Origin of the sequence: Dankookia sp. P2 (genome assembly GCF_050632255.1) — a bacterium.
Classification (GTDB): domain Bacteria; phylum Pseudomonadota; class Alphaproteobacteria; order Acetobacterales; family Acetobacteraceae; genus Paracraurococcus.
On the sequence record NZ_CP192581.1, the window covers coordinates 5,092,241 to 5,115,352 of the forward strand.

Annotated in this window: 16 protein-coding genes, 3 tRNA genes, 3 rRNA genes and 3 pseudogenes; 11 read left to right on the top strand and 14 right to left on the bottom strand. The window is 68.2% G+C overall.

Translation table 11 applies throughout. The annotated features are described in order from the left end of the window. Window positions 1-28: 28 nt before the first annotated feature. Window positions 29-2,619 (top strand): annotated as a pseudogene (clpB, locus tag ACQ86J_RS30245) (ATP-dependent chaperone ClpB). A 67-nt stretch (window positions 2,620-2,686) separates the two neighbouring features. Here the strand turns inward: clpB and ACQ86J_RS30250 are convergent. From ACQ86J_RS30250 to ACQ86J_RS30260, 3 genes are read right to left on the bottom strand one after another with little or no spacing between them, the layout of a single operon-like run. Beyond that, complete coding sequence (locus ACQ86J_RS30250; protein ID WP_431268412.1) at window positions 2,687-2,905, bottom strand: hypothetical protein; 219 nt, start codon at window positions 2,903-2,905, stop codon at window positions 2,687-2,689. Further along, entirely contained in the window at window positions 2,902-3,609 is a 708-nt protein-coding gene (locus ACQ86J_RS30255; RefSeq protein ID WP_431268413.1) for a peptidoglycan DD-metalloendopeptidase family protein, read from the bottom strand. Before ACQ86J_RS30255 ends, ACQ86J_RS30250 begins: the two co-directional genes overlap by 4 nt. 43 nt (window positions 3,610-3,652) lie before the next feature. Next, on the bottom strand, window positions 3,653-3,955 hold the full coding sequence (locus ACQ86J_RS30260; protein ID WP_431268414.1) for a hypothetical protein: 303 nt from the start codon (window positions 3,953-3,955) through the stop codon (window positions 3,653-3,655). A 655-nt stretch (window positions 3,956-4,610) separates the two neighbouring features. Here ACQ86J_RS30260 and ACQ86J_RS30265 point away from each other — a divergent pair. The 6 genes from ACQ86J_RS30265 (at window position 4,611) to ACQ86J_RS30290 (ending at window position 10,112) form a co-directional block, all read left to right on the top strand. Beyond that, window positions 4,611-6,100: ribosomal RNA gene (locus ACQ86J_RS30265) — 16S ribosomal RNA — on the top strand. 298 nt (window positions 6,101-6,398) lie between these two features. Next, window positions 6,399-6,472: transfer RNA gene (locus tag ACQ86J_RS30270), tRNA-Ile, on the top strand. Window positions 6,473-6,632: 160 nt separating this feature from the next. Then, window positions 6,633-6,705, top strand: a tRNA-Ala gene (locus tag ACQ86J_RS30275). Between the two features lie 330 nt (window positions 6,706-7,035). After that, window positions 7,036-9,769: ribosomal RNA gene (locus ACQ86J_RS30280) — 23S ribosomal RNA — on the top strand. A 106-nt stretch (window positions 9,770-9,875) separates the two neighbouring features. Continuing rightward, window positions 9,876-9,990, top strand: a 5S ribosomal RNA gene (rrf, locus tag ACQ86J_RS30285). Together the 16S, 23S and 5S rRNA genes with 3 tRNA genes alongside form the textbook arrangement of a ribosomal RNA operon. 45 nt (window positions 9,991-10,035) lie before the next feature. After that, window positions 10,036-10,112 (top strand) — tRNA-Met (locus tag ACQ86J_RS30290). A 49-nt stretch (window positions 10,113-10,161) separates the two neighbouring features. On the opposite strand, the gene ACQ86J_RS30295 is transcribed toward ACQ86J_RS30290, so the two are convergent. The 4 genes from ACQ86J_RS30295 to ACQ86J_RS30310 form a co-directional block, all read right to left on the bottom strand. After that, window positions 10,162-10,488, bottom strand: a complete 327-nt coding sequence (locus ACQ86J_RS30295) for an acyl-CoA thioesterase (protein ID WP_431272586.1) — start codon at window positions 10,486-10,488, stop codon at window positions 10,162-10,164. Next, complete coding sequence (locus ACQ86J_RS30300) at window positions 10,481-11,851, bottom strand: thiolase family protein (RefSeq protein WP_431268415.1); 1,371 nt, start codon at window positions 11,849-11,851, stop codon at window positions 10,481-10,483. Before ACQ86J_RS30300 ends, ACQ86J_RS30295 begins: the two co-directional genes overlap by 8 nt. A 79-nt stretch (window positions 11,852-11,930) precedes the next feature. After that, window positions 11,931-13,394, bottom strand: a complete 1,464-nt coding sequence (locus ACQ86J_RS30305) for an AMP-binding protein (protein WP_431268416.1) — start codon at window positions 13,392-13,394, stop codon at window positions 11,931-11,933. Further along, a complete protein-coding gene (locus ACQ86J_RS30310; protein WP_431268417.1) occupies window positions 13,391-13,597 on the bottom strand; it encodes a hypothetical protein in 207 nt (68 codons plus the stop codon). Before ACQ86J_RS30310 ends, ACQ86J_RS30305 begins: the two co-directional genes overlap by 4 nt. 171 nt (window positions 13,598-13,768) lie before the next feature. Here ACQ86J_RS30310 and ACQ86J_RS30315 point away from each other — a divergent pair, with 171 nt between their 5' ends. Then, window positions 13,769-14,554 (top strand): alpha/beta fold hydrolase, encoded by a 786-nt coding sequence (locus ACQ86J_RS30315; protein WP_431268418.1) that lies wholly within the window; start codon window positions 13,769-13,771, stop codon window positions 14,552-14,554. A 74-nt stretch (window positions 14,555-14,628) separates the two neighbouring features. Then, window positions 14,629-16,231 (top strand): annotated as a pseudogene (locus ACQ86J_RS30320) (ABC transporter substrate-binding protein). Between the two features lie 66 nt (window positions 16,232-16,297). Here the strand turns inward: ACQ86J_RS30320 and ACQ86J_RS30325 are convergent. The 6 genes from ACQ86J_RS30325 to ACQ86J_RS30350 form a co-directional block, all read right to left on the bottom strand. Further along, window positions 16,298-17,101 (bottom strand): enoyl-CoA hydratase, encoded by an 804-nt coding sequence (locus ACQ86J_RS30325; protein ID WP_431268419.1) that lies wholly within the window; start codon window positions 17,099-17,101, stop codon window positions 16,298-16,300. 62 nt (window positions 17,102-17,163) lie between these two features. Then, window positions 17,164-17,793 carry a uracil phosphoribosyltransferase gene (upp, locus tag ACQ86J_RS30330; protein WP_431268420.1) on the bottom strand — a complete coding sequence of 210 codons (630 nt, stop codon included), beginning with the start codon at window positions 17,791-17,793 and terminating at the stop codon, window positions 17,164-17,166. Next, the gene (gene pcaB / locus ACQ86J_RS30335) at window positions 17,750-19,195 is read right to left on the bottom strand and encodes a 3-carboxy-cis,cis-muconate cycloisomerase (protein ID WP_431268421.1); all 1,446 of its coding nucleotides are present in this window, start codon (window positions 19,193-19,195) and stop codon (window positions 17,750-17,752) included. Before pcaB ends, upp begins: the two co-directional genes overlap by 44 nt. Next, a complete protein-coding gene (locus ACQ86J_RS30340) occupies window positions 19,195-19,311 on the bottom strand; it encodes a carboxymuconolactone decarboxylase family protein (protein WP_431268422.1) in 117 nt (38 codons plus the stop codon). Before ACQ86J_RS30340 ends, pcaB begins: the two co-directional genes overlap by 1 nt. Beyond that, a complete protein-coding gene (locus ACQ86J_RS30345; RefSeq protein WP_431268423.1) occupies window positions 19,308-20,348 on the bottom strand; it encodes an alpha/beta fold hydrolase in 1,041 nt (346 codons plus the stop codon). The genes ACQ86J_RS30340 and ACQ86J_RS30345 overlap by 4 nt, the downstream gene beginning before the upstream one ends. A gap of 108 nt (window positions 20,349-20,456) precedes the next feature. Further along, window positions 20,457-21,722, bottom strand: a complete 1,266-nt coding sequence (locus ACQ86J_RS30350) for an acetyl-CoA C-acyltransferase (protein WP_431268424.1) — start codon at window positions 21,720-21,722, stop codon at window positions 20,457-20,459. A gap of 176 nt (window positions 21,723-21,898) precedes the next feature. Between ACQ86J_RS30350 and ACQ86J_RS30355 the strand changes: the two are divergent. After that, window positions 21,899-22,465, top strand: a pseudogene (locus ACQ86J_RS30355) (EAL domain-containing protein); the annotation flags it as partial. Window positions 22,466-22,559: 94 nt separating this feature from the next. Next, window positions 22,560-22,697, top strand: coding sequence for an EAL domain-containing protein (locus ACQ86J_RS30360; RefSeq protein ID WP_431272587.1), 138 nt, complete (start codon window positions 22,560-22,562; stop codon window positions 22,695-22,697). Here the strand turns inward: ACQ86J_RS30360 and ACQ86J_RS30365 are convergent. Beyond that, on the bottom strand, window positions 22,690-23,082 hold the full coding sequence (locus ACQ86J_RS30365; RefSeq protein ID WP_431268425.1) for a TRAP transporter large permease subunit: 393 nt from the start codon (window positions 23,080-23,082) through the stop codon (window positions 22,690-22,692). The two genes, ACQ86J_RS30360 and ACQ86J_RS30365, sit on opposite strands and share 8 nt — an antisense overlap. Between the last annotated feature and the right edge of the window lie 30 nt (window positions 23,083-23,112).

The following is a 23,112-nucleotide window of genomic DNA, read 5'->3' on the forward strand; positions in this document are numbered from 1 at the left end:
CAGTCGCCTCACGACGAGGGACATGAAGATGGACATCGAGAAATTCACCGACCGCGCCAAGGGCTTCCTGCAGGCGGCGCAGACCATCGCCATCCGCGAGTACCACCAGCGCGTCACCGCCGAGCACCTGCTCAAGGCGCTGCTGGATGACGAGCAGGGCGCGGCCGCGGGCCTGATCCGCGCCGCCGGCGGCGACCCCGCCGCCGCCAAGCAGGCCGTGGACGCGGAAGTGGGCCGCCAGCCCAAGGTGACCGGCGGCGGCGCCGGGCAGCCTGCAATCCACCCCGGACATCGTCCGCGTGCTGGATGCCGCGCAGCAGCAGGCGCAGAAGGCTGGCGATGCCTTCGTGGCGCAGGACCGGTTGCTGGTGGCGCTGGCCGCCAGCGACGGCGCCGCGGGCCGCATCCTGAAGCAGGCCGGTGCCGATGCGCAGCGGCTGGAAGCGGCGGTGGCCGATCTCCGCAAGGGCCGCAAGGTGGACAGCCAGAATGCCGAGCAGGCCTTCGACGCGCTGAAGAAATACGCCCGCGACATCACCGAGGCGGCGCGCGAGGGCAAGCTCGACCCGGTGATCGGCCGGGACGAGGAGATCCGCCGCACCATCCAGGTGCTGGCCCGCCGAACCAAGAACAACCCGGTGCTGATCGGCGAGCCCGGCGTCGGCAAGACGGCGATCGTCGAGGGGCTGGCGCTGCGCATCGTCAAGGGCGACGTGCCGGAGGCGCTGAAGGACAAGCGCGTCATGGCGCTCGACCTCGGCGCCATGGTCGCCGGCGCCAAGTACCGCGGCGAGTTCGAGGAGCGCCTGAAGGGCGTGCTGCAGGAGGTCGAGCAGGCCGCCGGCGACATCATCCTCTTCATCGACGAGATGCATACGCTGGTCGGCGCCGGCAAGGCGGACGGCGCGATGGACGCGTCGAACCTGATCAAGCCGGCGCTCGCCCGCGGCGAGCTGCACTGCGTCGGCGCGACCACCCTGGATGAATACCGCAAGCACGTCGAGAAGGACGCGGCGCTGGCGCGGCGCTTCCAGCCCGTCTTCGTCGGCGAACCCAGCGTGCAGGACACCATCAGCATTCTGCGCGGCATCAAGGACAAGTACGAGACGCATCACGGCGTCCGCATCACCGACAGCGCCCTGGTCGCCGCCGCGACGCTGTCCAACCGCTACATCACCGACCGCTTCCTGCCGGACAAGGCGATCGACCTGGTGGACGAGGCGTCCAGCCGCCTGCGCATGCAGGTCGACAGCAAGCCGGAGGAGCTCGACGAGCTCGACCGCCGGCTGATGCAGCTGAAGATCGAGCAGGCGGCGCTGGCGAAGGAGGACGACACGGCCTCCCGCGACCGGCTCGGCAAGCTGGAGAAGGAGCTGGCCGACCTCGAGGAGCGCTCGCGCGAGATGACGCAGCGCTGGGACGAGGAGAAGGGCAAGGTCGTCGCCACCAAGAAGGCGAAGGAGGAGCTGGACCGTGCCCGCACCGAGCTGGAGCTGGCCGAGCGGAAGGGCGATTTCGGCCGCGCGGGCGAGCTGAAATACGGCGTCATCCCGGGGCTCGAGAAGCAGATCTCGGGTGCCGGCGACGGCGATGCGCGGCTGGTGAACGAGGCGGTGACGGAAGAGGGCATCGCCGCCGTGGTCAGCCGCTGGACCGGCATCCCGGTCGAGAAGATGCTGGAGGGCGAGCGGGCCAAGCTGCTGAAGATGGAGGACCAGCTGCGCCAGCGGGTGGTCGGCCAGGAGGAGGCGCTGGAGGCGGTCAGCAAGGCGGTACGACGCGCCCGCGCCGGGCTGCAGGATCCGAACCGGCCGATCGGCAGCTTCCTCTTCCTAGGCCCGACCGGCGTCGGCAAGACCGAGCTGGTGAAGGCCCTGGCGAGCTTCCTGTTCGACGACGAGCGGGCGATGACGCGCATCGACATGTCCGAGTACATGGAGAAGCACGCCGTCTCCCGCCTGGTCGGCGCGCCGCCGGGCTATGTCGGCTACGACGAGGGCGGTGCGCTGACGGAAGCCATCCGCCGGCGGCCCTACCAGGTCATCCTGTTCGACGAGGTCGAGAAGGCGCATGAGGATGTCTTCAACATCCTGCTCCAGGTGCTGGACGACGGGCGGCTGACGGACGGGCAGGGGCGGACGGTCGACTTCCGCAACACCATTATCGTGCTGACCAGCAATCTCGGCAGCCAGGCGATCGCCGAGCTGCCGGAGACCGCCGATATCGAGGCGGCGCGGCCGGCGGTGATGCGGGCGGTCAGGGACCGGTTCCGGCCGGAATTCCTCAACCGGCTGGACGAGATCGTGCTGTTCCGCCGCCTGGCCCGGGGCGACATGGCCTCGATCGTCGACATCCAGCTGGGCGGGCTGCGGAAGCTTCTGGAGGATCGCAAGATCCATCTGGAGCTGGACGCGGCGGCGCGGGAATGGCTGGCCGAGGCCGGCTACGACCCGGCCTATGGCGCCCGGGCCGCTGAAGCGGGTGATCCAGCGGAACCTGCAGGACAAGCTGGCCAACCTGCTGCTGGAAGGCCGCATCCACGACGGCGAGCGGCTGCGGGTCACCGCGGGGCTCGATGGCCTCGAGATCGCGGCGAAGCCGCTGGCCGAGGCGGCCTGACGCCGGGTGGCGCGTCCCGCACGGGGCGCGCCCTTGGGAGGAGCAGGGAGGGGCGGGTGCCGTGCGGTCAGTCGGCCGCCGCCACCTCCTGCATCGGCTGCAGGTGGCCGGCCAGCACCGTGAGGCCCTGCCGGGTCGCCTGGAAGGCGGCCAAGGCCGGCCCTTCCAGCACTGCGGCAGGACGGGTGCGGGCCCGGCTGGGGTCGATCTGCTGGCCGGCCTCGGCGATCTCGTAATGCAGGTGGTTGCCGGTGGCGATGCCGGTGCGGCCGACCTTGCCGATCATCTCCTCTGCCGCACCCGGTCGCCGAGCTTGAGACCGGGAGCGAAGGCAGAGAGATGCGCATAGCGGGTCGAGCGGTCCTCCGGGTGCTGCAGGGTGATGACGCGGCCATAGCCGCTGAGCCAGCCGATCTGCACGACTTCGCCATCCGAGGCGGCGAGGACCGGGGTGCCGCTCGGCGCGGCGAAGTCGATCCCCTGATGCTGGCGGGTATAGCCGAGCACCGGATGCGCCCGCATGCCGAAGCCCGAGGTGACGCGGGCACCGTCGAGCGGAGTGCGGAGGAAGGCGCGGCGCAGGCTGCGGCCCTGGTCGTCGAACCAGTCGGGGCCATCCTCGGTGTCGTAGCGCCAGAGCGAGAGGTCGCGGCCGGATAGCGCGAATCCGGCGTGCAGCATTCGGCCTTCGCGCAGCAGGTCGCCTTCGGCATCGCGGAAGCGTTCAAACAATATCGTGAAGGTGTCACCGGGACGGAGCTCACGCTGGAAGTCGACATCGTGTGCCAGGCCTTGCACCAGCTGCCGCGCCAGGGGATCGGGCAGGCCGGCGGCGCGCAGGTCGTCCAGCAGGTCTTGCCGGATCGTGCCGCGGGCGAGCACCAGATGGCGGCGCTGACCAGCGGTCTCCTCGTGCGCGATCCAGCCGCTCGGCGTCCGGGTGACGGTGACGGTCCGGCCCGGCTGAGGCTGGAAGGTGAGGGCGAGCAACGCGTCATCGGCGGCGGCTTGGCGCAGCGTGAGCTCGTGTCCGTCATGCAGGGCGGCGCGCGGGGGCAGCAGCGAGGCGAGGGCGGAGACGGCCGGCTTCCAGCTCGCGCCGTTCGACGCCGGCCGCGGCCAGGACCTGGGCGACGGTCTGGCCGCGGCGGGCAACGACGGTGCGGATCGTGGGGCGCGCGCGCGTGATGGCCTGGCTGGCGGGCATGCCGCCGGTCGAGAGCACGGGCCGATAGGCGGGTGGCCTCGGGTCGGACGCGGCGGAGGCGGCGGTTACACCGAGCGAAAGGCACGCGACTGACAGCCAGCGCGCGCGGCGCCGGGTGCGATGCAGCATGGAAAAACCCCTCCCAGGGCTGAAATGTGGCGTAACCCTTTCAGGCAAAATCACGCCAAGTCAACAGGTTGAACTGTCCGGTTACGTCACGAGGTGAGAGACGTGAGCGGTTACAACGCGGGAGCGGGAAAAAGGTTTGACAGGCTTGGGATCTGGGCATAGAAGCCCGCCTCCCGACGTCGGGCTGGTTGGTTCCGCGGCGGGAGGCAAAAAGGTCTTGACCGGAGTGGCTTGCGCCACTAGGTTCTCGGCCCCGCTGAAAGGCGGAACTTCCTACCCGGCAGGGTCTGCTGCAGGTTGGACTGGGGCTTAGGCTTCAGGGCGATCTGAAGGAAGTTGTTCATTGAAAACTGCATCGGTTTTGGAAGCGCGTTTAGTGGAATGCGTTGCTGTTTGGTTATCCTGTTTGAGGGATGGCTGGGGGCGGGCTTTTGCTGGGTGTGTCTTGCGTTGATCTGTCTCGTTGGGGATGGGGAGTGGGATGCGCGGGCGGCGCTGCTGTGGTTGGGTTTGGGCCTGGCTATGGTGGGTGTTGTTGTGGCGGGGTTTGCGTCTGGTGGTTCTGGCGGGGATGGCTGGGTGGTGATGGCATGGATGGGTTTTGGATGTGAGTTCGCGGGTATGGCGCCTGACCTGGAAGGGTTGAGGCGTTGATGAACCTGAGAGTTTGATCCTGGCTCAGAGCGAACGCTGGCGGCATGCTTAACACATGCAAGTCGCACGGGCAGCAATGTCAGTGGCGGACGGGTGAGTATCGCGTAGGAATGTATCCTGAGGTGGGGGACAACCCTGGGAAACTGGGGCTAATACCGCACATCTGCTGAGGCAGAAAGCCGCAAGGCGCCTTGGGAGCAGCCTGCGTCCGATTAGGTAGTTGGTGGGGTAAAGGCCTACCAAGCCTGCGATCGGTAGCTTGGTCTGAGAGGACGATCAGCCACACTGGGACTGAGACACGGCCCAGACTCCTACGGGAGGCAGCAGTGGGGAATATTGGACAATGGGCGAAAGCCTGATCCAGCAATGCCGCGTGGGTGAAGAAGGTCTTCGGATTGTAAAGCCCTTTCGACGGGGACGATGATGACGGTACCCGTAGAAGAAGCCCCGGCTAACTTCGTGCCAGCAGCCGCGGTAATACGAAGGGGGCTAGCGTTGCTCGGAATTACTGGGCGTAAAGGGCGCGTAGGCGGCACTGTTAGTCAGGCGTGAAATTCCTGGGCTCAACCTGGGGACTGCGCTTGATACGGCAGAGCTAGAGGATGGAAGAGGCTCGCGGAATTCCCAGTGTAGAGGTGAAATCCGTAGATATTGGGAAGAACACCGGTGGCGAAGGCGGCGAGCTGGTCCATTACTGACGCTGAGGCGCGACAGCGTGGGGAGCAAACAGGATTAGATACCCTGGTAGTCCACGCCGTAAACGATGTGCGCTGGATGTTGGGTGGCCTAGCCACTCAGTGTCGTAGCTAACGCGGTAAGCGCACCGCCTGGGGAGTACGGCCGCAAGGTTGAAACTCAAAGGAATTGACGGGGGCCCGCACAAGCGGTGGAGCATGTGGTTTAATTCGGAAGCAACGCGCAGAACCTTACCAGCCCTTGACATGGGTCGGACCGGCGCAGAGATGCGCTTTCCCCGCAAGGGGCCGACTGCACAGGTGCTGCATGGCTGTCGTCAGCTCGTGTCGTGAGATGTTGGGTTAAGTCCCGCAACGAGCGCAACCCTCGCCTTTAGTTGCCAGCATGTTTGGGTGGGCACTCTAGAGGAACTGCCGGTGACAAGCCGGAGGAAGGTGGGGATGACGTCAAGTCCTCATGGCCCTTATGGGCTGGGCTACACACGTGCTACAATGGCGGTGACAGTGGGACGCCAGGTCGCAAGGCCGAGCCGATCCCCAAAAGCCGTCTCAGTTCGGATTGCACTCTGCAACTCGGGTGCATGAAGGTGGAATCGCTAGTAATCGTGGATCAGCACGCCACGGTGAATACGTTCCCGGGCCTTGTACACACCGCCCGTCACACCATGGGAGTTGGTCTCTACCTTAAGTCGCTGCGGTAACCGCAAGGAGCTAGGCGACCACGGTAGGGTCAGTGACTGGGGTGAAGTCGTAACAAGGTAGCCGTAGGGGAACCTGCGGCTGGATCACCTCCTTTCAAGGATAGTGCGTGACGCTGGGTGCGGATGTACCCTGGTTGCGACCTACCTGAACAAGACTACCACATCGCCTGCGAGCGATGCTGGGCCGCGATCCTTCGGATGGAGGGTTCGGTACCTGGCGCATCCTGATCCATTCACCATCGCGCCCGGCCAGCCTTGCTGGCCATTGGGAAGATCCCGCGCGGCAGCCTGGCCTTTCGAGGTCGGCGCCGTCCGCGCATCCTTCTTCCATTCCGTGATCCGGCCCTGGCTGGCTATTGGGCTCATCAAGCCCTGGCGCATGCTGGGGCCTGGGGGCCAGTAGCTCAGTTGGTTAGAGCACACGCTTGATAAGCGTGGGGTCGGAGGTTCAAGTCCTCCCTGGCCCATTTTTCATCCGGCTGCGCCGGATGAGAAATCCCCCGGAGGGTGCTGTAAGCCGGTTGCCGGGGCGCGTAAGCGCGCAGGCAAGTCGCGGCACTGCCGCGGCAGGCATGATGCAGCATGCAGCCTGTCGGGTCCTGTGGGATCTGCGGGGTGCGGTACTGCGGGGGCATAGCTCAGCTGGTAGAGCACCTGCTTTGCAAGCAGGGGGTCATCGGTTCGAATCCGTTTGCCTCCATTTTCGCTCTCGGCTGCGCCGAGAGTGGGAAATCCGCCGGAGACTGACCTGAGCCGGTCGCCATCGCTCTGCGGTGGTCAGCCGCGGCATGGCCGCGGCAGGCGCAGTTCAGTCCGACGGAGTTGCGCCTCGGCCCTTGGGCCTCGAGGGGGTGCGTGCTTCCAAAACCGCCGCACGTGGTGTCGGGTCTACGGACCTGGCCCTGGCGGGCGATCTTTGACAGGTGAATCTGGGAATGGAAGTGTAGTTGGTAAGCGTGAGCTTGCTGTCTATGCGTCATGGGCTTGATGCGCGGTTTGGTACTGCGTGCGGGCGTTGTGGTGATTGGATGGTGAGTGAGACAAGGGCGTTCGGTGGATGCCTTGGCGCCAAGAGGCGATGAAGGACGTGGCACGCTGCGAAAAGCCGCGGGGAGATGCGAGCGATCGTTGATCCGCGGATGTCCGAATGGGGAAACCCCTCCTTAGGGAGATCCCGCACTGAATACATAGGTGTGGGAGGCGAACCCGGGGAACTGAAACATCTCAGTACCTGGAGGAAAAGACATCAAGTGAGATTCCGCGAGTAGTGGCGAGCGAAAGCGGAGCAGGCCAGTGGTTGCTGCAAGTTAAGCCAAACGGTCTGGAAAGGCCGGCCAGAGTGGGTGATAGCCCCGTAGGCGTATGGCTTGTGGCGATCCTTGAGTAGGGCGGGGCACGTGAAACCCTGTCTGAACATGGGGGGACCACCCTCCAAGCCTAAATACTCCTTGGCGACCGATAGTGCACAAGTACCGTGAGGGAAAGGTGAAAAGCACCCCGACGAGGGGAGTGAAAGAGACCTGAAACCGAGCGCCTACAAGCAGTCGGAGCCCGCAAGGGTGACGGCGTACCTTTTGTATAATGGGTCCGCGAGTTTCTGTTGGCAGCAAGCTTAAGCCGAGAGGTGTAGGCGCAGCGAAAGCGAGTCCGAACAGGGCGTCGAGTTGCCGGTAGAAGACCCGAAACCGAGTGATCTAGCCATGGCCAGGCTGAAGGTGCGGTAACACGCACTGGAGGGCCGAACCCACGCCTGTTGAAAAAGTCGGGGATGAGCTGTGGCTAGGGGTGAAAGGCCAATCAAACTCGGAAATAGCTGGTTCTCCGCGAAATCTATTGAGGTAGATCGTCGCTCGATTACCGCCGGAGGTAGAGCACCGGAAGGGCTAGGGGGACCCAAAGTCCTACCAAACCCTACCGAACTCCGAATGCCGGCGAGTACAGGGCGGCAGACAGACAGCGGGTGCTAAGGTCCGTTGTCGAGAGGGAAACAGCCCAGACCACCAGCTAAGGCCCCCAAATGATGGCTAAGTGGGAAAGCATGTAGGACGGCCATAACAACCAGGAGGTTGGCTTAGAAGCAGCCATCCTTTAAAGAAAGCGTAATAGCTCACTGGTCTAATAGCTGTCCCGCGGCGAAAATGTAACGGGGCTCAAGCCATCTGCCGAAGCTGTGGATGCACGAAAGTGCGTGGTAGCGGAGCGTTCCCTAAGCCTGCGAAGCGGGACCCGCGAGGGCCCGTGGAGGTATGGGAAGTGCGAATGCGGACATGAGTAGCGACAAAGCGGGTGAGAAACCCGCTCGCCGAAAGTCCAAGGGTTCCTGCGCAAGGTTAATCCGCGCAGGGTGAGTCGGCCCCTAAGGCGAGGGCGACAGCCGTAGCCGATGGAAACCAGGTCAAGATTCCTGGGCCCGCCAGAAGTGACAGCCGTGAAGTTCTGTTATCCCTTATCGGATTGGGGTGGCAGTTGGATCGGCTCGGGAAATAGCTCTGGCATATGGACCGTACCCGAAACCGACACAGGTGGACTGGTAGAGTATACCAAGGCGCTTGAGAGAACGATGCTGAAGGAACTAGGCAAATTGCTCGCGTAACTTCGGGATAAGCGAGACCCTTCTCTGCGCAAGCAGGGTGGGGTGACACAAACCAGGGGGTGGCGACTGTTTAGTAAAAACACAGGGCTCTGCGAAATCGAGAGATGACGTATAGGGTCTGACGCCTGCCCGGTGCCGGAAGGTTAAGGGGAGATGTGCAAGCATCGAACCGAAGCCCCGGTAAACGGCGGCCGTAACTATAACGGTCCTAAGGTAGCGAAATTCCTTGTCGGGTAAGTTCCGACCTGCACGAATGGCGTAACGACCTCCCCACTGTCTCCAGCATCGGCTCAGCGAAATTGAACTCCCCGTGAAGATGCGGGGTACCCGCGGTCAGACGGAAAGACCCTATGAACCTTTACTGCAACTTCGCAGTGGCGCCAGGAAGGGACTGTGTAGGATAGGTGGGAGGCATCGAAGCCGGGGCGCCAGCCTTGGTGGAGCCAACCTTGAAATACCACCCTGTGCCTTTCTGGCGTCTAACTGAGCCCCGTAAGCCGGGGCCAGGACCCTGCGTGGTGGGCAGTTTGACTGGGGCGGTCGCCTCCCAAATGGTAACGGAGGCGCGCGATGGTGGGCTCAAGCCGGTCGGACATCGGCTGTTGAGTGCAAAGGCATAAGCCCGCCTGACTGTGAGCGCGACAGCGCGAACAGAGACGAAAGTCGGCCTTAGTGATCCGGTGGTCCCGCGTGGAAGGGCCATCGCTCAACGGATAAAAGGTACTCTAGGGATAACAGGCTGATCTCCCCCAAGAGTCCACATCGACGGGGAGGTTTGGCACCTCGATGTCGGCTCATCGCATCCCGGGGCTGGAGCAGGTCCCAAGGGTTCGGCTGTTCGCCGATTAAAGCGGTACGTGAGCTGGGTTTAGAACGTCGTGAGACAGTTCGGTCCCTATCTGCCGTGGGTGTAGGAGACTTGCGAGGATCTGTCCCTAGTACGAGAGGACCGGGATGGACGTACCTCTGGTGTACCAGTTGTTCCGCCAGGAGCATCGCTGGGTAGCTAAGTGCGGACGGGATAACTGCTGAAGGCATCTAAGCAGGAAACCCCCTCTAAACGAGGTGCTCCCTCGAGGGCCGTGCCAGACCAGCACGTTGATAGGCCGCAGGTGGAAGCCGGGTAACCGGTGCAGCCGAGCGGTCCTAATCGCCCGATAGAACTCCCATCACACCGCAACGCAACGCCGTCCCACAAAGACGGCACCGCACGCAGCACCAAGCCGCGCCTTGCCCAACACGCACTTCCATTCCCCCCAAGGATCCGGCCGGGTGGCCCGAGTGGTCATCGCAAGGTTGATACACCCGATCCCATCCCGAACTCGGCCGTGAAACACCTCAGCGCCCATGGTACTGTTGCTCAAGCAACGGGAGAGTCGGTCGCCGCCGGGCCACCCAGCCGGATCCTCACCATTCACCTCTCAACATACTCACCCACGCGGGGTGGAGCAGCCCGGTAGCTCGTCAGGCTCATAACCTGAAGGTCACAGGTTCAAATCCTGTCCCCGCATCCAAACGCAAGGCGCTGACCCACACGGGCCAGCGCCTTTTCTTGCGTCCAGGTCAGCCTGCAAATCTGGCCGCGATCGCCTCCGGCATCGTCACCGCACGCAACACGCCGGCCACCTCGCGGCCCCAGATCCTCACCTGCTCGCCCGCCGCTGCCAGGTTGCCATCGGGCAACAGGAAGCGATGCGCGACACTGAAGCTGCGGCCGCCGAAGACCAGCGGTGCCACCTCCTGCGTTATCACCTCGCCATAGCGTGCCGGCGCGCGGAAGCTGCACCGCACATCCACCAGCGGCGCGCCGCGGAAATGCGGATCCGCCCGCTGCAACTCGGCAAAGTCGATGCCCCGCGCCAGCGCCATCTCGGTGAAGCCCTCATCCATCCAGCGGATGAAGTTCGGGTGGAAGACGATCCGCGCCGGGTCGCAATCGCCCCAATGCACGCGGATCGCCCGGGTGAAGCCGCTCAATCGACCTCCACCAGCACCGCCATCCCCTGACCGCCGCCGGCGCAGGCCCGGCGATGCCGCGCGTCAGCCCGCGCCGCTTCAACTCCATCATCACCGACAGCACGCAGCGCACCCCGGTTGCCGCCAGCGGGTGCCCGAAGGCGATCGCCCCGCCATTCACGTTGAACCGGTCGCGCGGCACGCCAAGCGCCCGCCGCACCGCCTCGGCCTGCGCGCCGAAGGCCTCGTTGATCTCAAAGAGATCGATATCCTCAACCCCCAGGCCGCAGGCACGCAGCAGCGCCACGGCCGCCGGCACCGGGCCGATCCCCATTACCTCCGCCGGCACGCCGGCCGCAGCCGCCGCCACCACGCGCCCGAGCGCCATATCGCCGCCAAGCCTGGCCGCGAGCGCCCGCGTCGTCAGCACCACCGCCGCCGCACCATCGACGATCGCGCTGCTGTTGCCGCCGGTCTGCACCCCACCGAAGACCGGCTTCAGCTTCGCCAGCGCCTCGATCGGCGTCGGCCGGATATGCGTATCAGCCGCGACCTCTGCGACCTTCCGCGGCAGCGACAGCTTACGCGGCGTCAGCCCCTTGCCCTCGAAGACCGCCTCGACCACCGGGGCGATCTCCGCGGCAAAGCGCCCGGCCGCCTGGGCTGCCAGCGCGCGGACGAAGCTCTCCGCCGCATAGGCGTCGGTCTCCTCCCGGCTGACCCCGTGCAGCCGCGCCAGGTTCTCCGCCGTGCCGCCCATAGCGGTGGCGCAGCCGGTGTCGTAGAGCGCCTCCCAGAGGAAGTCCTTGAACTCCACCTGGCCCAGCCCGAAGCCGCCGCGCGAGGTATAGGACGCCACCGGCGCCCGGCTCATGCTTTCGGTACCGACGCAGAGCGCCGCCTCCACCTGACCGGTGCTGGTCGCCCGTGCGCCTTGCGCGATCGCCTCGAACCCCGTGGTGCAGAGCCGCTGCACGCCATGCGCCGGCCGGTCGTCGGGCATTCCTGCGTACAACCCGATATGCCGGGCGAAGAACAGGCTGTCGAAGCTCGCCTGGGTGCAGTTGCCGGCGACCGTCACGCCGATCCGCGCCGGGTCGATCCCCGCGCGCGCGATCGCCGCCCGCGCCGCATGAATGCCGAGATCGGTCGGCGAGATCAGCGCCAGCGCGCCGTTGAGGTCGACGAAGGGGGTCCGCGCCCCGGCCACCAGCGTGGCATCGGCGAAGCGCTCCACCAGCGCGGCGTCGGCGTAGCGGGTCCAGTCCGGCGCGGCGGCGTTGAGTGCGACGTTCATGGCGTTATCACCTCCCGATCCTCGTTGTCGTACAGGCGCGCGAGCAGATCAGCCCGCCGCGCCTGGATCGCCCGCGCGTTCAGCGAGCCCTTGTCCGTGACCTCCCCGCATCCAGCGAGGGAGGCTCGGCCAGCAGCATGGCACGCGCCACCCGGCGGGAGGAACCGCCTCCCGCGGCCGCATTCATCGCCCGGATCGCCTGCCGCACCTGTTCCCCCGCCACCGCCGGGTCGGCCGGGAAGACCAGCAGGCCGACATCGTCCCGGTCGGCGCCCACCACCACCACGTCCCGCGCGAGCCTGCCGAGCGCTCCCAGCGCCCGCAGCCGCAGCTCCGCCGCATTGATCCGCGTGCCGGAGGAGAGCTTGAAATCCTCCGCCAGCCGGCCGTCGAAGCGCAGCCCCTGATCCGGATCGGCCGCGTCCATCCAGGCGACGGCATCCCCGGTGCGGAAGAAGCCCTCCGCGTCGAAGGCCGCTGCGGTCGCCGCCGCGTCCTCCAGGTAGCCGTGGAAGACATTCGGCCCGCGCACCCGCACCTCGGTCTTGCCCTCGGCCGGCAGCAGCTTGAGCTCGACCCCTGGCAGCGGCGTGCCGATGCCGCCCGGCGCGGCGTCCACCCGCTGCGCGTTGGTCGCGGCCGGCGCGGTCTCGGTCAGCCCCCAGCCGGAGACCACCGGCACCGGCCGCGGCGCATGCCGCGCCGCAAGCGCCTGCAGCCGACGGAACTGCGCCTCGGGCAGCGCCGCGCCGGCGCTGAAGACCAGCCGCAGCCGGCTGAAGAAGCCCCTGGCCAGCGCGGCATCCGCCTCCAGCGCCGGCAGCAGCAGGGCCAAGCCACGCGGCACGTCGAAGCGCAGCGTCGGCGCGACCTCCCGCAGATTGGCCAGCGTCCGGTCGAAGGCACCCGGCAGCGGCCGGCCCTCGTCGATCCACAGCGTGCCGCCGCAGCGAAGCACCAGGTTGAGGTTCTGGCTGCCGCCGAAGACATGGCTCCAGGGCAGCCAGTCCAGCAGCACCGGCGGTTCCCGGTCTAGGAAGGGCCAAGCCTGGGCCAGCTGCTGCTGGTTCGCCGCCAGCATCCGGTGGGTCGCCGGCACGCCCTTCGGCACGCCGGTCGAGCCCGAGGTGAACAGGATTTTTCCAAGTCCATCGGGATCGACGCCTTCGATCGCCGCATGCACCGCTGCCGTGACCGGCTCCGCCATCAGCGCGTTCCAGCCGAGGGCCGAAAGCACCTCGATCCCCTGTGCCTCCTCGACGGCCAGGGCGTGGGCGAAGGGCGCGGCATCCTCGGCGAAGAGCAGCCCGGGGCGGAGCCTGCGAAGGATGTGCCGCAGCTTGCCGAGGTCACCGCTCTGCAGCGCATAGGGGTGGAGACTGCGGCGCAGGGCACGCCGACCGCCTGCGCCGCATAGGCCAGCAGCGCGTGCCGCACCGAGATTGCCGGAGAGCAGCGCCACCGGACGCCCAGGCCCCAGGCCGCGCGCCAGCAGCGCGGCGCCGAGCGCCCGCACCTGCGCCGCGGCCTGCCTGTAGGTCACGCCGCGCCAGCCACCATCCGGGCTGCGTTCCTCAGGAAGGCCCGGCCGGGCGTTGTAGCCTCCCAGTGCCAGAGCCGGTCGACGATACGCGGCGCATGGGCGGCGAGCGGCTCGCGCGAGCGCAGCAGCCAGCCGCCGGCTGGCAGCGCGATGCGCTCCATCCGCGCCGGTGCGAAGAGCGGCGCTTCGGTCTGCCCGGTCATGGCCCCCCGATCGTGCCCGCGAGACGGGCCCCGGGGACGAACCATGCCGGCGGCGGACCGGCAAGGCCCGGCGCGTGGATCGGGCGGGCGGCCCGGCCTATCCTGCGCGGCGTCGAGGAGAACAGGCATGACCGGACCCGCGCCCAAGGCGCCCCCGGCGGCGCCGCCCGCATGCGGCCAGGCGAGATCCGGCTGGAGGAAGGGCGCCTCGAGACCGGCTGGTGGGGCCCGGAGCCGGAGGCGACGCCGAGCATCGTCCTGCTGCATGAAGGGCTCGGCAGCCTCGGGCTGTGGCGGGACTTCCCGGCACGGCTCGCCGCGGCAACCGGCCGGGGCGTCTTCGCCTGGTCGCGCTTCGGCTATGGCCAGTCCGACCCGGTTGCCCTGCCGCGCCCGCTCGACTACCTCCGGCGGGAGGCGACGGAGCTGCTGCCGCGCGTGCTCGACGCGGCCAGGCTGCGCCGCTTCATCCTGTTCGGGCATTCCGACGGCGCCTCCATCGCCGCCCTCCATGCCGGCGCCTGCGCCGATGCGCGGCTGCAAGGCGTGGTGGTGGTGGCGCCGCATGTCTTCACCGAACCCATCGGCCTCGCCGGCGTCGCCGCGATGCAGGCGCGCTACGCGACGGGCGATCTGCGCACCCGGCTGGCACGGCACCACCGCGACCCCGACATCGCCTTCCATGGCTGGGCCGGCGCCTGGCTGGACCCTAGTTTCCCCGCAAGCTTCGACCTGCTGCCGGAGGTGCGGCGCATCCGCCTGCCGGTGCTGGCGATCCAGGGCGAGGCGGATGAATACGGCACCCCCGCGCAGCTGCACGCCATCGCGCGGGAGGCGCCGGGCCCGGTCGAGCTGCTGCTGCTGCCGGGCGTTGGGCATGCGCCGCAGGCCGAAGTGCCGGAGGCGGTGCTGGCGGCGGTGCGGCGCTTCACGGCGCGGCTGCCGGCCGGGGAGTGACGCGGGCGCTGGGGCCGTCTAGCCTTTCCCACAACAGGGAAGCCGCCAGTCACCCGCCCGATCAGGAGAGCGTCGTGACCCAATCCACTCCGCAAGCGACCCGCCGTGCCCTGCTGGCCACGGTGGCGGCCCTCGCCGCGCCGCGTCTGTCCCTCGCCCAGGGCGCCAGGGTGATGCGGTTCATCCCGCAGATCGACCTGTCCACCATCGATCCGCATGGCAGCCTGGCCTATGTCACGCGCGGCCATAGCCAGATGGTCTTCGACACGCTCTATGGCCTGGACAGCAACTTCAAGCCGCAGCCGCAGATGGTGGAGGGCCATGTCGTCGAGAATGACGGCAAGCTCTGGACCCTGACGCTGCGCCCCGGCCTGACGTGGCACGATGGGGAGAGTGTAACGGCGCGGGACTGCGTCGCCTCGATCCGCCGCTGGTCGAAGCGCGACGCGCTGGGCGGCGCGCTGATGGCGGCGACCGAGGAGCTCTCGGCGCCCGACGACCGCCGCATCGTCTTTCGCCTGAAGAAGCCCTTCCCCCTGCTGCCGGAGGCGCTGGGCAAGGTCAGCTCGCCCATGCCGGCGATGATGCCGGAGCGGCTGGCCAATACCGACCCTTTCAAGCAGATGACGGAGATGGTCGGCAGCGGCCCGTTCCGCTTCGTCGCGGCCGAGCGCGTCCCCGGCTCGCGCAACGTCTATGTGAAGTTCGACAAGTACGTCCCGCGCGGGGATGGCCGCGCGGACTGGCTGGCTGGCCCGAAGGTGGTGAATTTCGACCGTGTCGAATGGACCACCATCCCCGATGCCGCGACCAAGGTCGCCGCCATCCTGCAGGGCGAGCAGGATTGGTGGGAGAACCCGACGCACGACCTGATCCCGCTGCTGAAGAAGGACCGCAAGGTCAAGCTGGAGGTCATCAACCCGACCGGCGCCGTCAACATGATGCGGCTGAACCATCTGCAGGCGCCCTTCGACAAGCCGGAGGGACGGCAGGCGCTGCTGTATGCCTTCAGCCAGACCGACTTCATGCAGGCGATCGTCGGCGACGACGCGGCGATGTACCACGTGCCGCACGGCATCTTCTGCTCCGAACACGCCGATGGCGAGCGAGGCGGGGCTCGAGCCGCTGATGGGCCCGCGCAATTACGACAAGGCGAAGCAGCTGCTGAAGCAGTCCGGCTATGCCGGGCAGAAGGTGGCGATGCTGGTCGCCACCGACTACGCCCAGTTCAAGGCGATCGGCGAGGTCGCCGCGGATGCCATGGCGAAGATCGGGATCAATGTCGACTTCGTGGCGACCGACTGGGGCACCATGCTGCAGCGGCGCAGCAACAAGGGGCCGATCGACCAGGGCGGCTGGTCCTGCTTCAACACGGGCTGGGAGGGCGCGGACCACATGGACCCGTCCAACCACTATGCTGCCCGCGGCAACGGCAACGACCCCTCGGCATGGCCGGGCTGGTGCGTCGACCAGCCGCTGGAGGACCTGCGCAACGCCTGGTTCGACGCGCCGGACATCGCCGCGCAGCAGAAGATCTGCCGCGACCTGCAGCTGCGCGCCATGCAGGTGCTGCCGAGCGTGCCGGTCGGCCAGTTCATCCAGCCAACCGCCTACCGCACCAACGTCTCGGGCGTCTCGAAAGGCTTCCCGGTCTTCTGGGGCGTGAAGAAGACCTAGGTCGGCTGCCAGTCCTCCAGAAACAAATGAGCGGGCCGGGGAGAATGCCTTCTCCTCGGCCTACTTCTACACCGCGGTTTGCGCCTTGCCGCGCGCGATCGCCGCGGCCAGCCCGGCTTCGCGCGTCCGGCGGAACTCCTCCGTCACATGCGACAGCTGGTGCGTGTCGAAATGCGCGTTGATGGCGTCGCGGAAGCCCTGCATGTCGGCGGCGCGGTTCAATGACCGCTTGGTCAGCTTGATGGCGAAGGGCGGGGCCGAGGCGATGTCCTCCGCCAGCGTCTGCGTCGCCGCTTCCAGCTCCGCCCGCTTCACCACGCGATTGACCATGCCGAGCCGTAGCGCTTCCGTCGCTCCCATGCGGCGGCCGGTGAACAAGAACTCCTTCGCCGCGCGCAGCCCCATGACGAAGGGGTGCATCAGCACCTCGACCGCCGAGGCGGCGAGGGTCTTGCAGACCGGGTCGGCGAAGAAGGCGTCCTCGGATGCCACGATCATGTCGCACATGTTCGCCACCATGAAGCCGCCAGCGATGCAGGCGCCCTGGACGCAGGCGATGGTCGGCTTCGGGCAGTCCCAGATGCGCAAGGAGTATTCGAGGTAGCGGCGCTCCTCATAGGCGTAGCGCTGTTCCACGCTGAAGCCCTGGCGCTTCTCCTGCCCCTCCTTCAGGTCGTGCCCGGCGGAGAAGTGGTCGCCCTTCCCTGCGATGACGATGACCCGGACCTCGTCGTCCGCCGCGGCCTCGCGCAGCGCGGCGTCGAGCTCGTCGAGCAGCACGCTGCTCTCGGCGTTGCGCATTTCCGGCCGGTCGTGGAACAGCCAGGCGACGGCGCCGCGCCGCTCCACCGCGATCTGGGTATGGGCCATGTTTTCCTCCCGTCCTGGACGGGCGGAAGCCTGGCGCCCGGCCGCGGCGGCCGTCAACCGGGCTACTTCGTACCGAACATCCGGTCGCCGGCATCGCCGAGCCCGGGGACGATGTAGCCGTGCTCGTCCAGGTGGCTGTCGATCGCCGCAGTCCAGATCGGCACCTCGGGGTGGGAGCCATGGACATGCGCGATACCCTCGGGCGCGGCCAGCAGGCAGACCAGGCGCAGGTCGCGGCAGCCACGTTCCTTCAGCCGGTCGATCGCGGCGACGGCGCTGTTGCCGGTGGCCAGCATCGGGTCCAGCACGATCACCAGGCGCTCCGCCACGTCGGGCGGCGCCTTGAAGTAGTACTCCACCGCCTGCAGCGTCTTCGGGTCGCGGTAGAGGCCGATATGCGCGATGCGGGCACTCGGCACCAGTTCCAGCATGCCGTCGACGAAGCCGACGCCGGCGCGCAGGATGGGGGCGAAGACCAGCTTCTTGCCGGCCAGCTTCGGCGCCTTCATGGCGGTCAGCGGCGTCTCGATCTCGACATCTTCCAGCTTGAGGTCGCGGGTGACCTCATAGGCCAGCAGCATGCCGATCTCGTTCAGCAGCTGGCGGAAGCCCTTGGTTGTGCGCTCGGCCTCCCGCATCAGGGTCAGCTTATGCTGCACCAGCGGGTGGTCGACGACGTGAACTTCCCTCATCGCGGGTCCTTCCGGGGGCGGGGCCTGTCCATCGTGTAGCACCGCCCGCGCGGGAGGTCAGGCGCGCGCCAGCACCCGGTCGACGAAGGCCTCGGCCGCGCCGAGATAGCCGGCCGGGTCGGTCAGCGCGCGCCACCTCCTCCGCCGAGAGCTTGCCGGAGACCTGGGTGTCGCGCAGCAGCGCCTCGGCCAGCGGGACGCCCTCGGCCAGCGCGACGTCGCAGGCGTGGTGGACGACATGGTGCGCCTCTCCACGGCCCGTCACCGGGGCGAGGCCCATCATGACAGCCTCCGCGACGATCAGCCCGCCGGTGCTGTCGAGGTTCCGCCGCATCCGCGCGGCATCGACCGTCAGCCCCTCGGCAAGGACCCGGGCGCAGGCGAGCGCGCCATGCGCCAGGGTGAAGGCCTGGCCGATGGCCAGCGCCTCGGCCTGCCAGGGGCCGGTGCCGCGTTCCTGGTCCTGCGCCATGGCGGCCAGCATCTGCGGCACCAGCGCGTGCACGCCGCGCGCCTGGGCGATGATGTATTCGCAGGAGATCGGGTTGCGCTTCTGCGGCATGGTCGAGGACCCGCCGCGGCCCTCCTGGTGCGGCTCGGCGACCTCTGCCACTTCCGTCTGCATCAGCAGGATCACGTCGGTGGCGATCTTGGACAGCGAGCCGCAGACCAGACCGAGGAAGGACACCGCCTCGGCCAGCCCGTCGCGGGCGACATGCCAGGGGATGTCGGGCTGGGCCAGGCCGAGCTCTCTTGCCAGTTCCGCCTGCACCGCCAAGCCCTGGTCGCCGAGCGAGGCAAGGGTGCCGGCGGCGCCGCCGGATTCCAGCTTCTCCACCCGCGGGCGGAGTTGCGCCAGGCGCTCCCGCATGGTGATGAGCGGCGAGAGCCAGACGGCGACCTTGTAGCCGAAGGTCACGGGCAGGGCGTGCTGCAGGTGGGTGCGGCCGGCCATGACCGTACCGCGATGCGCCCGCGCCATGCGGGCAAAGCCGGCGATGACGGCGTCGAGCTCGGCACCGACCAGCGCAAGGCCCTCGCGCACCTGCAACACCACGGCGGTGTCCATGATGTCCTGGGTGGTGGCGCCCCAATGGGTCCAGCGCCCGGCCTCGGCGCCCGCCAGCGCGGAAAGCTGCTTGACCAAGCCCACCACGGGATAGCCGGTGTTGCGGGTGGCTGCGGCCAGGGCCGGCAGGTCCAGCCGGTCCACGTCCGCGGCGGCGGTGATGGCCTGGGCTGCCGTCTCCGGCACGATGCCGAGGCGCGCCTGGGCGCGGGCCAGCGCCGCCTCGACCTCGAGCATGCGGGCGAGGAAGGCGCGCTCCCCCATCACCGCGCGCATGGCGTCGGTGCCGTAGAGGGCGCCTAAGACGGGGCTGTCGGCCGGGTTGACGCTCATCAGGCTTGCATCTCTTTCAAGGTGTCCTTGGCGATCCGCAGCGCGGTGTTGGCGCTGGGTACGCCGGCATAGGCGGCGACCTGCAGCAGCACCTCGGCGATCTCCTCCGGCGTCACGCCGGTATTCTGCGTGGCGCGGACATGCAGGCGGAACTCGTCGTGGTGGTGCAGGGGCGGAGAGGATGCCGAGGCAGAGCAGGCTGCGGTCGCGCACGGACAGGCCTGGCCGGGTCCAGACGCGGCCCCAGACGCCCTCCAGGATGAAGTCGCGGAAGGGCGCGTCCATCGCCGTCAGCGCAGCCTCCGAGCGCGCGACATGCGCCTCCCCAGCACGCGCTTGCGCATCGCCATGCCGGCGTCCGCCCGCCGCGGCGGGCAGGGCGGTGACCTGCTCCATGTGGTGCAGGACGGCGCGGGTCACCGCGTGCTCCTGCTCGAGAATTCGGGATATGCGCGGCCTCGGGGATCAGCACCAGGGCGCTGCCGGGGATCGCGTCGCGGATCGCCTCGGCCGCGGCAAGGGGCGTCGACTGGTCGCGGTCGCCGACGAGGATGGTGGTCGGGCAGGCGATCTTCCCGGCGATATCGGCCGCGCTGGTGTCGCGCAGCGCCGCGGCACAGCCGAGCCAGCCCGTTGGGTCGGTGCCGAGCAGCATCCGCTTCAGCCCCTTGGACGTCGCAAGCGAATGATCCAGCACCCAGCGGCCCATGGTCGCATCCGCCACCGCGGCGACGCCGCCCTTGGCGACCAGGTCCATGCGCTCCTGCCAGTTCGCCCCGCCGCCGAATTCCAGCGCGGTGTCGCAGGGGATGAGGGAGATGACGCGGCCCGGTGCGCGGGCCGCCATCTGCAGCGCGATATGCCCGCCGATCGAGACGCCGCCGACATGCGCCTCGGCGATACCCAGGCTGTCGAGCAGCCCGAGCGCATCGCCTGCCAGCATCGCCATGGTGTAGGGGCCGGGCGTCGCCTCGGTCAGCCCATGGCCGCGCATGTCCATGCGAATGACGCGGAAGCGCCGCGCCAGGGCCGCCGCCTGCGGGTCCCACATGTGCAGGTTGGTGCCGAGCGAGTGCAGCAGCAGCACCGCCGGCGCCTGCGCCGGGCCCTCGACCGTGGCGTGGATGGCGATGTCGCCGATCTGGCAGAACATGGCGAGGCTCCCTGCGAGGATAAGGTTGGGGAGGGAAAGGTATTCCCTCCCCAAGCCCCTCCCTTCCTTTTTGTGAGTCGGGCATGCGCCACGCGGCGGCTGCCGAACTCAGAGAAATAGATGAGGGGGCCTGGGGAGAATACCTTCTCCCCAGCCTTCCTTTGTCAGACCCGTTCGACGACCATGGCGATGCCCTGGCCGACGCCGATGCACATCGTGGTCAGGGCGTAGCGCGCCTGGCGGTTCTGCAACTCCTGCACCGCGGTCATCACCAGCCGCGCGCCGGACATGCCGAGCGGGTGGCCAAGCGCGATGGCGCCGCCGTTCGGGTTCACGTGCTCGGCGTCGTCGGCCAGGCCGAGGTCGCGGGTGACGGCCAGCGCCTGCGCCGCGAAGGCCTCGTTCAAGCTCGATGACGTCGATCTCGGAGAGCGTGAGCCCGGCCTTCTCCAGCACCCGCCGCGTCGCCGGGGCCGGGCCGAAGCCCATGATGCGCGGCGCGACGCCGGCCGTCGCCGCGGCGACGACGCGGGCGCGCGGGGTCAGCCCGTATTTCTTCACCGCCGCCTCGGAGGCGACGATCAGCGCCGCGGACCCGTCGTTGACGCCCGAGGCATTGCCGGCGGTGACGCTGCCGCCGTCCTTGCGGAAGGGTGTCGGCAGCTTGGCCAACGCCTCGAGCGTGGTGTCGGGGCGGGGGTGCTCGTCATGCTCGACGCGGACGGGGTCGCCCTTGCGGCGCGGGATCTCGACCGCGACGATCTCCTGCGCGAAGCGCCCAGCGGCCTGCGCCTTGCCCGCGCGCTGCTGCGACCGCCAGGCGAAGGCGTCCTGGTCGGCGCGGGAAACCTGGAAGTCCTGGGCGACGTTCTCGGCCGTCTCCGGCATGGAATCGACGCCATGGGCCGACTTCATCTTCGGGTTGACGAAACGCCAGCCGATCGTGGTGTCGTAGATCTCCGGCGCGCGGCCGAAGGCTTCGGCCTGCTTGCCCTGGACATAGGGGGCGCGGGTCATGCTCTCGACCCCGCCGGCCAGCATCAGGTCGCACTCGCCCGCCTTGATGGCGCGGGCGGCGATGCCGACGGCGTCCATGCCGGAGCCACACAGGCGGTTCACCGTGCTGCCCGGGATGTTGGATGGCAGGCCGGCCAGCAGCAGGGCCATGCGGGCGACGTTGCGGTTGTCCTCGCCGGCCTGATTGGCGCAGCCGTAAATCACGTCCTCCACCGCCTCCCAATCCACGCCGGGGTTGCGCGCCATCAGCGTGCGCAGCGGGATGGCGCCGAGGTCGTCGGCGCGGACCGGGGCGAGGCCGCCGGCATAGCGCCCGATCGGGGTGCGGACGGCGTCGCAGATATAGGCATCGGCCATGGCGGCTCTCCTCCCTCAAGGTCGGCGAGACTTGCCCCCGGCGCCGGCCGCGGTCAACGCCCGGCCGGTTTCGCATGCCAAGGCCGCGATGGGCCTTCGGCCAAGGGTCCGGGCCCCCATGTAGAGCCCACCGGCGCAGGCATACCTCCGCCGCTTGCAGTTCGAAAGTCGTAACCATGGCGGTTGGAGGATCCAGGCGGCCGGCCGGATCGGGTGTGTCCGCCTGCGAGGGCTGCGGCACCGGGCATGGGCTCGGCTTCGCCCTGGCGACGGCCTTCCAGCCCATCCTCGATGCCGACCGCGGCGGCGCCACCCTGGCGCATGAGGCCCTGGTGCGCGGGCCGGACGGGCAGGGCGCCGCCTGGGTGCTCGACCAGGTGGCGCCGGAGGCGGTCTATGCGCTGGACAAGGCCTGCCGCATTGCCGCGATCGAGGAGGCGAGCCGACTCGGCCTGCCAGCCAGCGGCGCGAAGCTGTCGGTGAACATCCTGCCGAATGCCATCCTCAACCCAATGACCTGCATGAAGTCGACGCTGGCTGCGGCGAAGCGCATCGGCTTCCCGACCGAGCTGCTGATCTTCGAGCTGAGCGAGCGCGAGAAGGTCACCGACCCGCGCCACCTGCAATCCATCGTCGAGACCTACCGCGCGATGGGCTTCACCCTGGCGATCGACGATTTCGGCGCCGGCAATGCCGGGCTCTCGCTGCTGGCCGACCTGCGGGTGGACATGGTGAAGCTCGACATGGCGCTGGTCCACGGCTGCGACATCGACCGGCCGCGCCGGGTGATCATCGCCAGCGTGGTGCGGGCTCTGCGCGGAACTCGGCATCCAAGTGGTGGCCGAGGGGATCGAGACGCGGGCCGAATACGCCACGCTGCGCGAAATGGGCGTCGGGCTGTTCCAGGGCTACCTCTTCGCCCGGCCGGGCTTCCGCATCCTGCCGGGGGCGAGCCTGCCCGCCGGCCTCAACTGAGCAGCCGCACCAGCCAGAGGCTCAGCCCTGGAAAGGCCACGCAGAGCGCCAGTCGCAGCAGGTCCGTCGCCAGGAATGGGGCAACGCCCCGGTAGGTCCGGGCGATCGGCACGTCCCGCGCCAGCGAGGACACCACGAAGACGTTCAGCCCGATCGGCGGCGCGGTCAGGCCGATGCCGACCACCACCAGTACCAGGATGCCGAACCAGATCGCCGTCTCCTCGGTGGTCAGGCCGAAATCGAGCGCGGTGACGACGGGGAAGAAGATCGGCAGGGTCAGCAGGATCATCGCCAGCTCGTCCATCACCGCGCCGAGGATGATGTAGGCGACCAGCAGCACCGCCAGGACGCCATAGGGCGGCCAGCCCTGCTCGCCGATCCACACGGCCAGCAGCCTCGGGCGCCGAGGTCAGGG

Bases quoted from the DNA above. Each gene is read 5' to 3' on its own strand.
- upp (WP_431268420.1), bottom strand. From the start codon at position 17,793: ATGAGGGAAGTTCACGTCGTCGACCACCCGCTGGTGCAGCATAAGCTG.
- ACQ86J_RS30295 (WP_431272586.1), bottom strand. From the start codon at position 10,488: ATGGATGAGGGCTTCACCGAGATGGCGCTGGCGCGGGGCATCGACTTT.
- ACQ86J_RS30310 (WP_431268417.1), bottom strand. From the start codon at position 13,597: ATGACCGGGCAGACCGAAGCGCCGCTCTTCGCACCGGCGCGGATGGAG.
- ACQ86J_RS30250 (WP_431268412.1), bottom strand. From the start codon at position 2,905: ATGATCGGCAAGGTCGGCCGCACCGGCATCGCCACCGGCAACCACCTG.
- ACQ86J_RS30300 (WP_431268415.1), bottom strand. From the start codon at position 11,851: ATGAACGTCGCACTCAACGCCGCCGCGCCGGACTGGACCCGCTACGCC.
- ACQ86J_RS30260 (WP_431268414.1), bottom strand. From the start codon at position 3,955: ATGCTGCATCGCACCCGGCGCCGCGCGCGCTGGCTGTCAGTCGCGTGC.
- ACQ86J_RS30350 (WP_431268424.1), bottom strand. From the start codon at position 21,722: ATGGCCGATGCCTATATCTGCGACGCCGTCCGCACCCCGATCGGGCGC.
- ACQ86J_RS30345 (WP_431268423.1), bottom strand. From the start codon at position 20,348: ATGTTCTGCCAGATCGGCGACATCGCCATCCACGCCACGGTCGAGGGC.
- pcaB (WP_431268421.1), bottom strand. From the start codon at position 19,195: ATGAGCGTCAACCCGGCCGACAGCCCCGTCTTAGGCGCCCTCTACGGC.
- ACQ86J_RS30325 (WP_431268419.1), bottom strand. From the start codon at position 17,101: ATGGCCCATACCCAGATCGCGGTGGAGCGGCGCGGCGCCGTCGCCTGG.
- ACQ86J_RS30315 (WP_431268418.1), top strand. From the start codon at position 13,769: ATGCGGCCAGGCGAGATCCGGCTGGAGGAAGGGCGCCTCGAGACCGGC.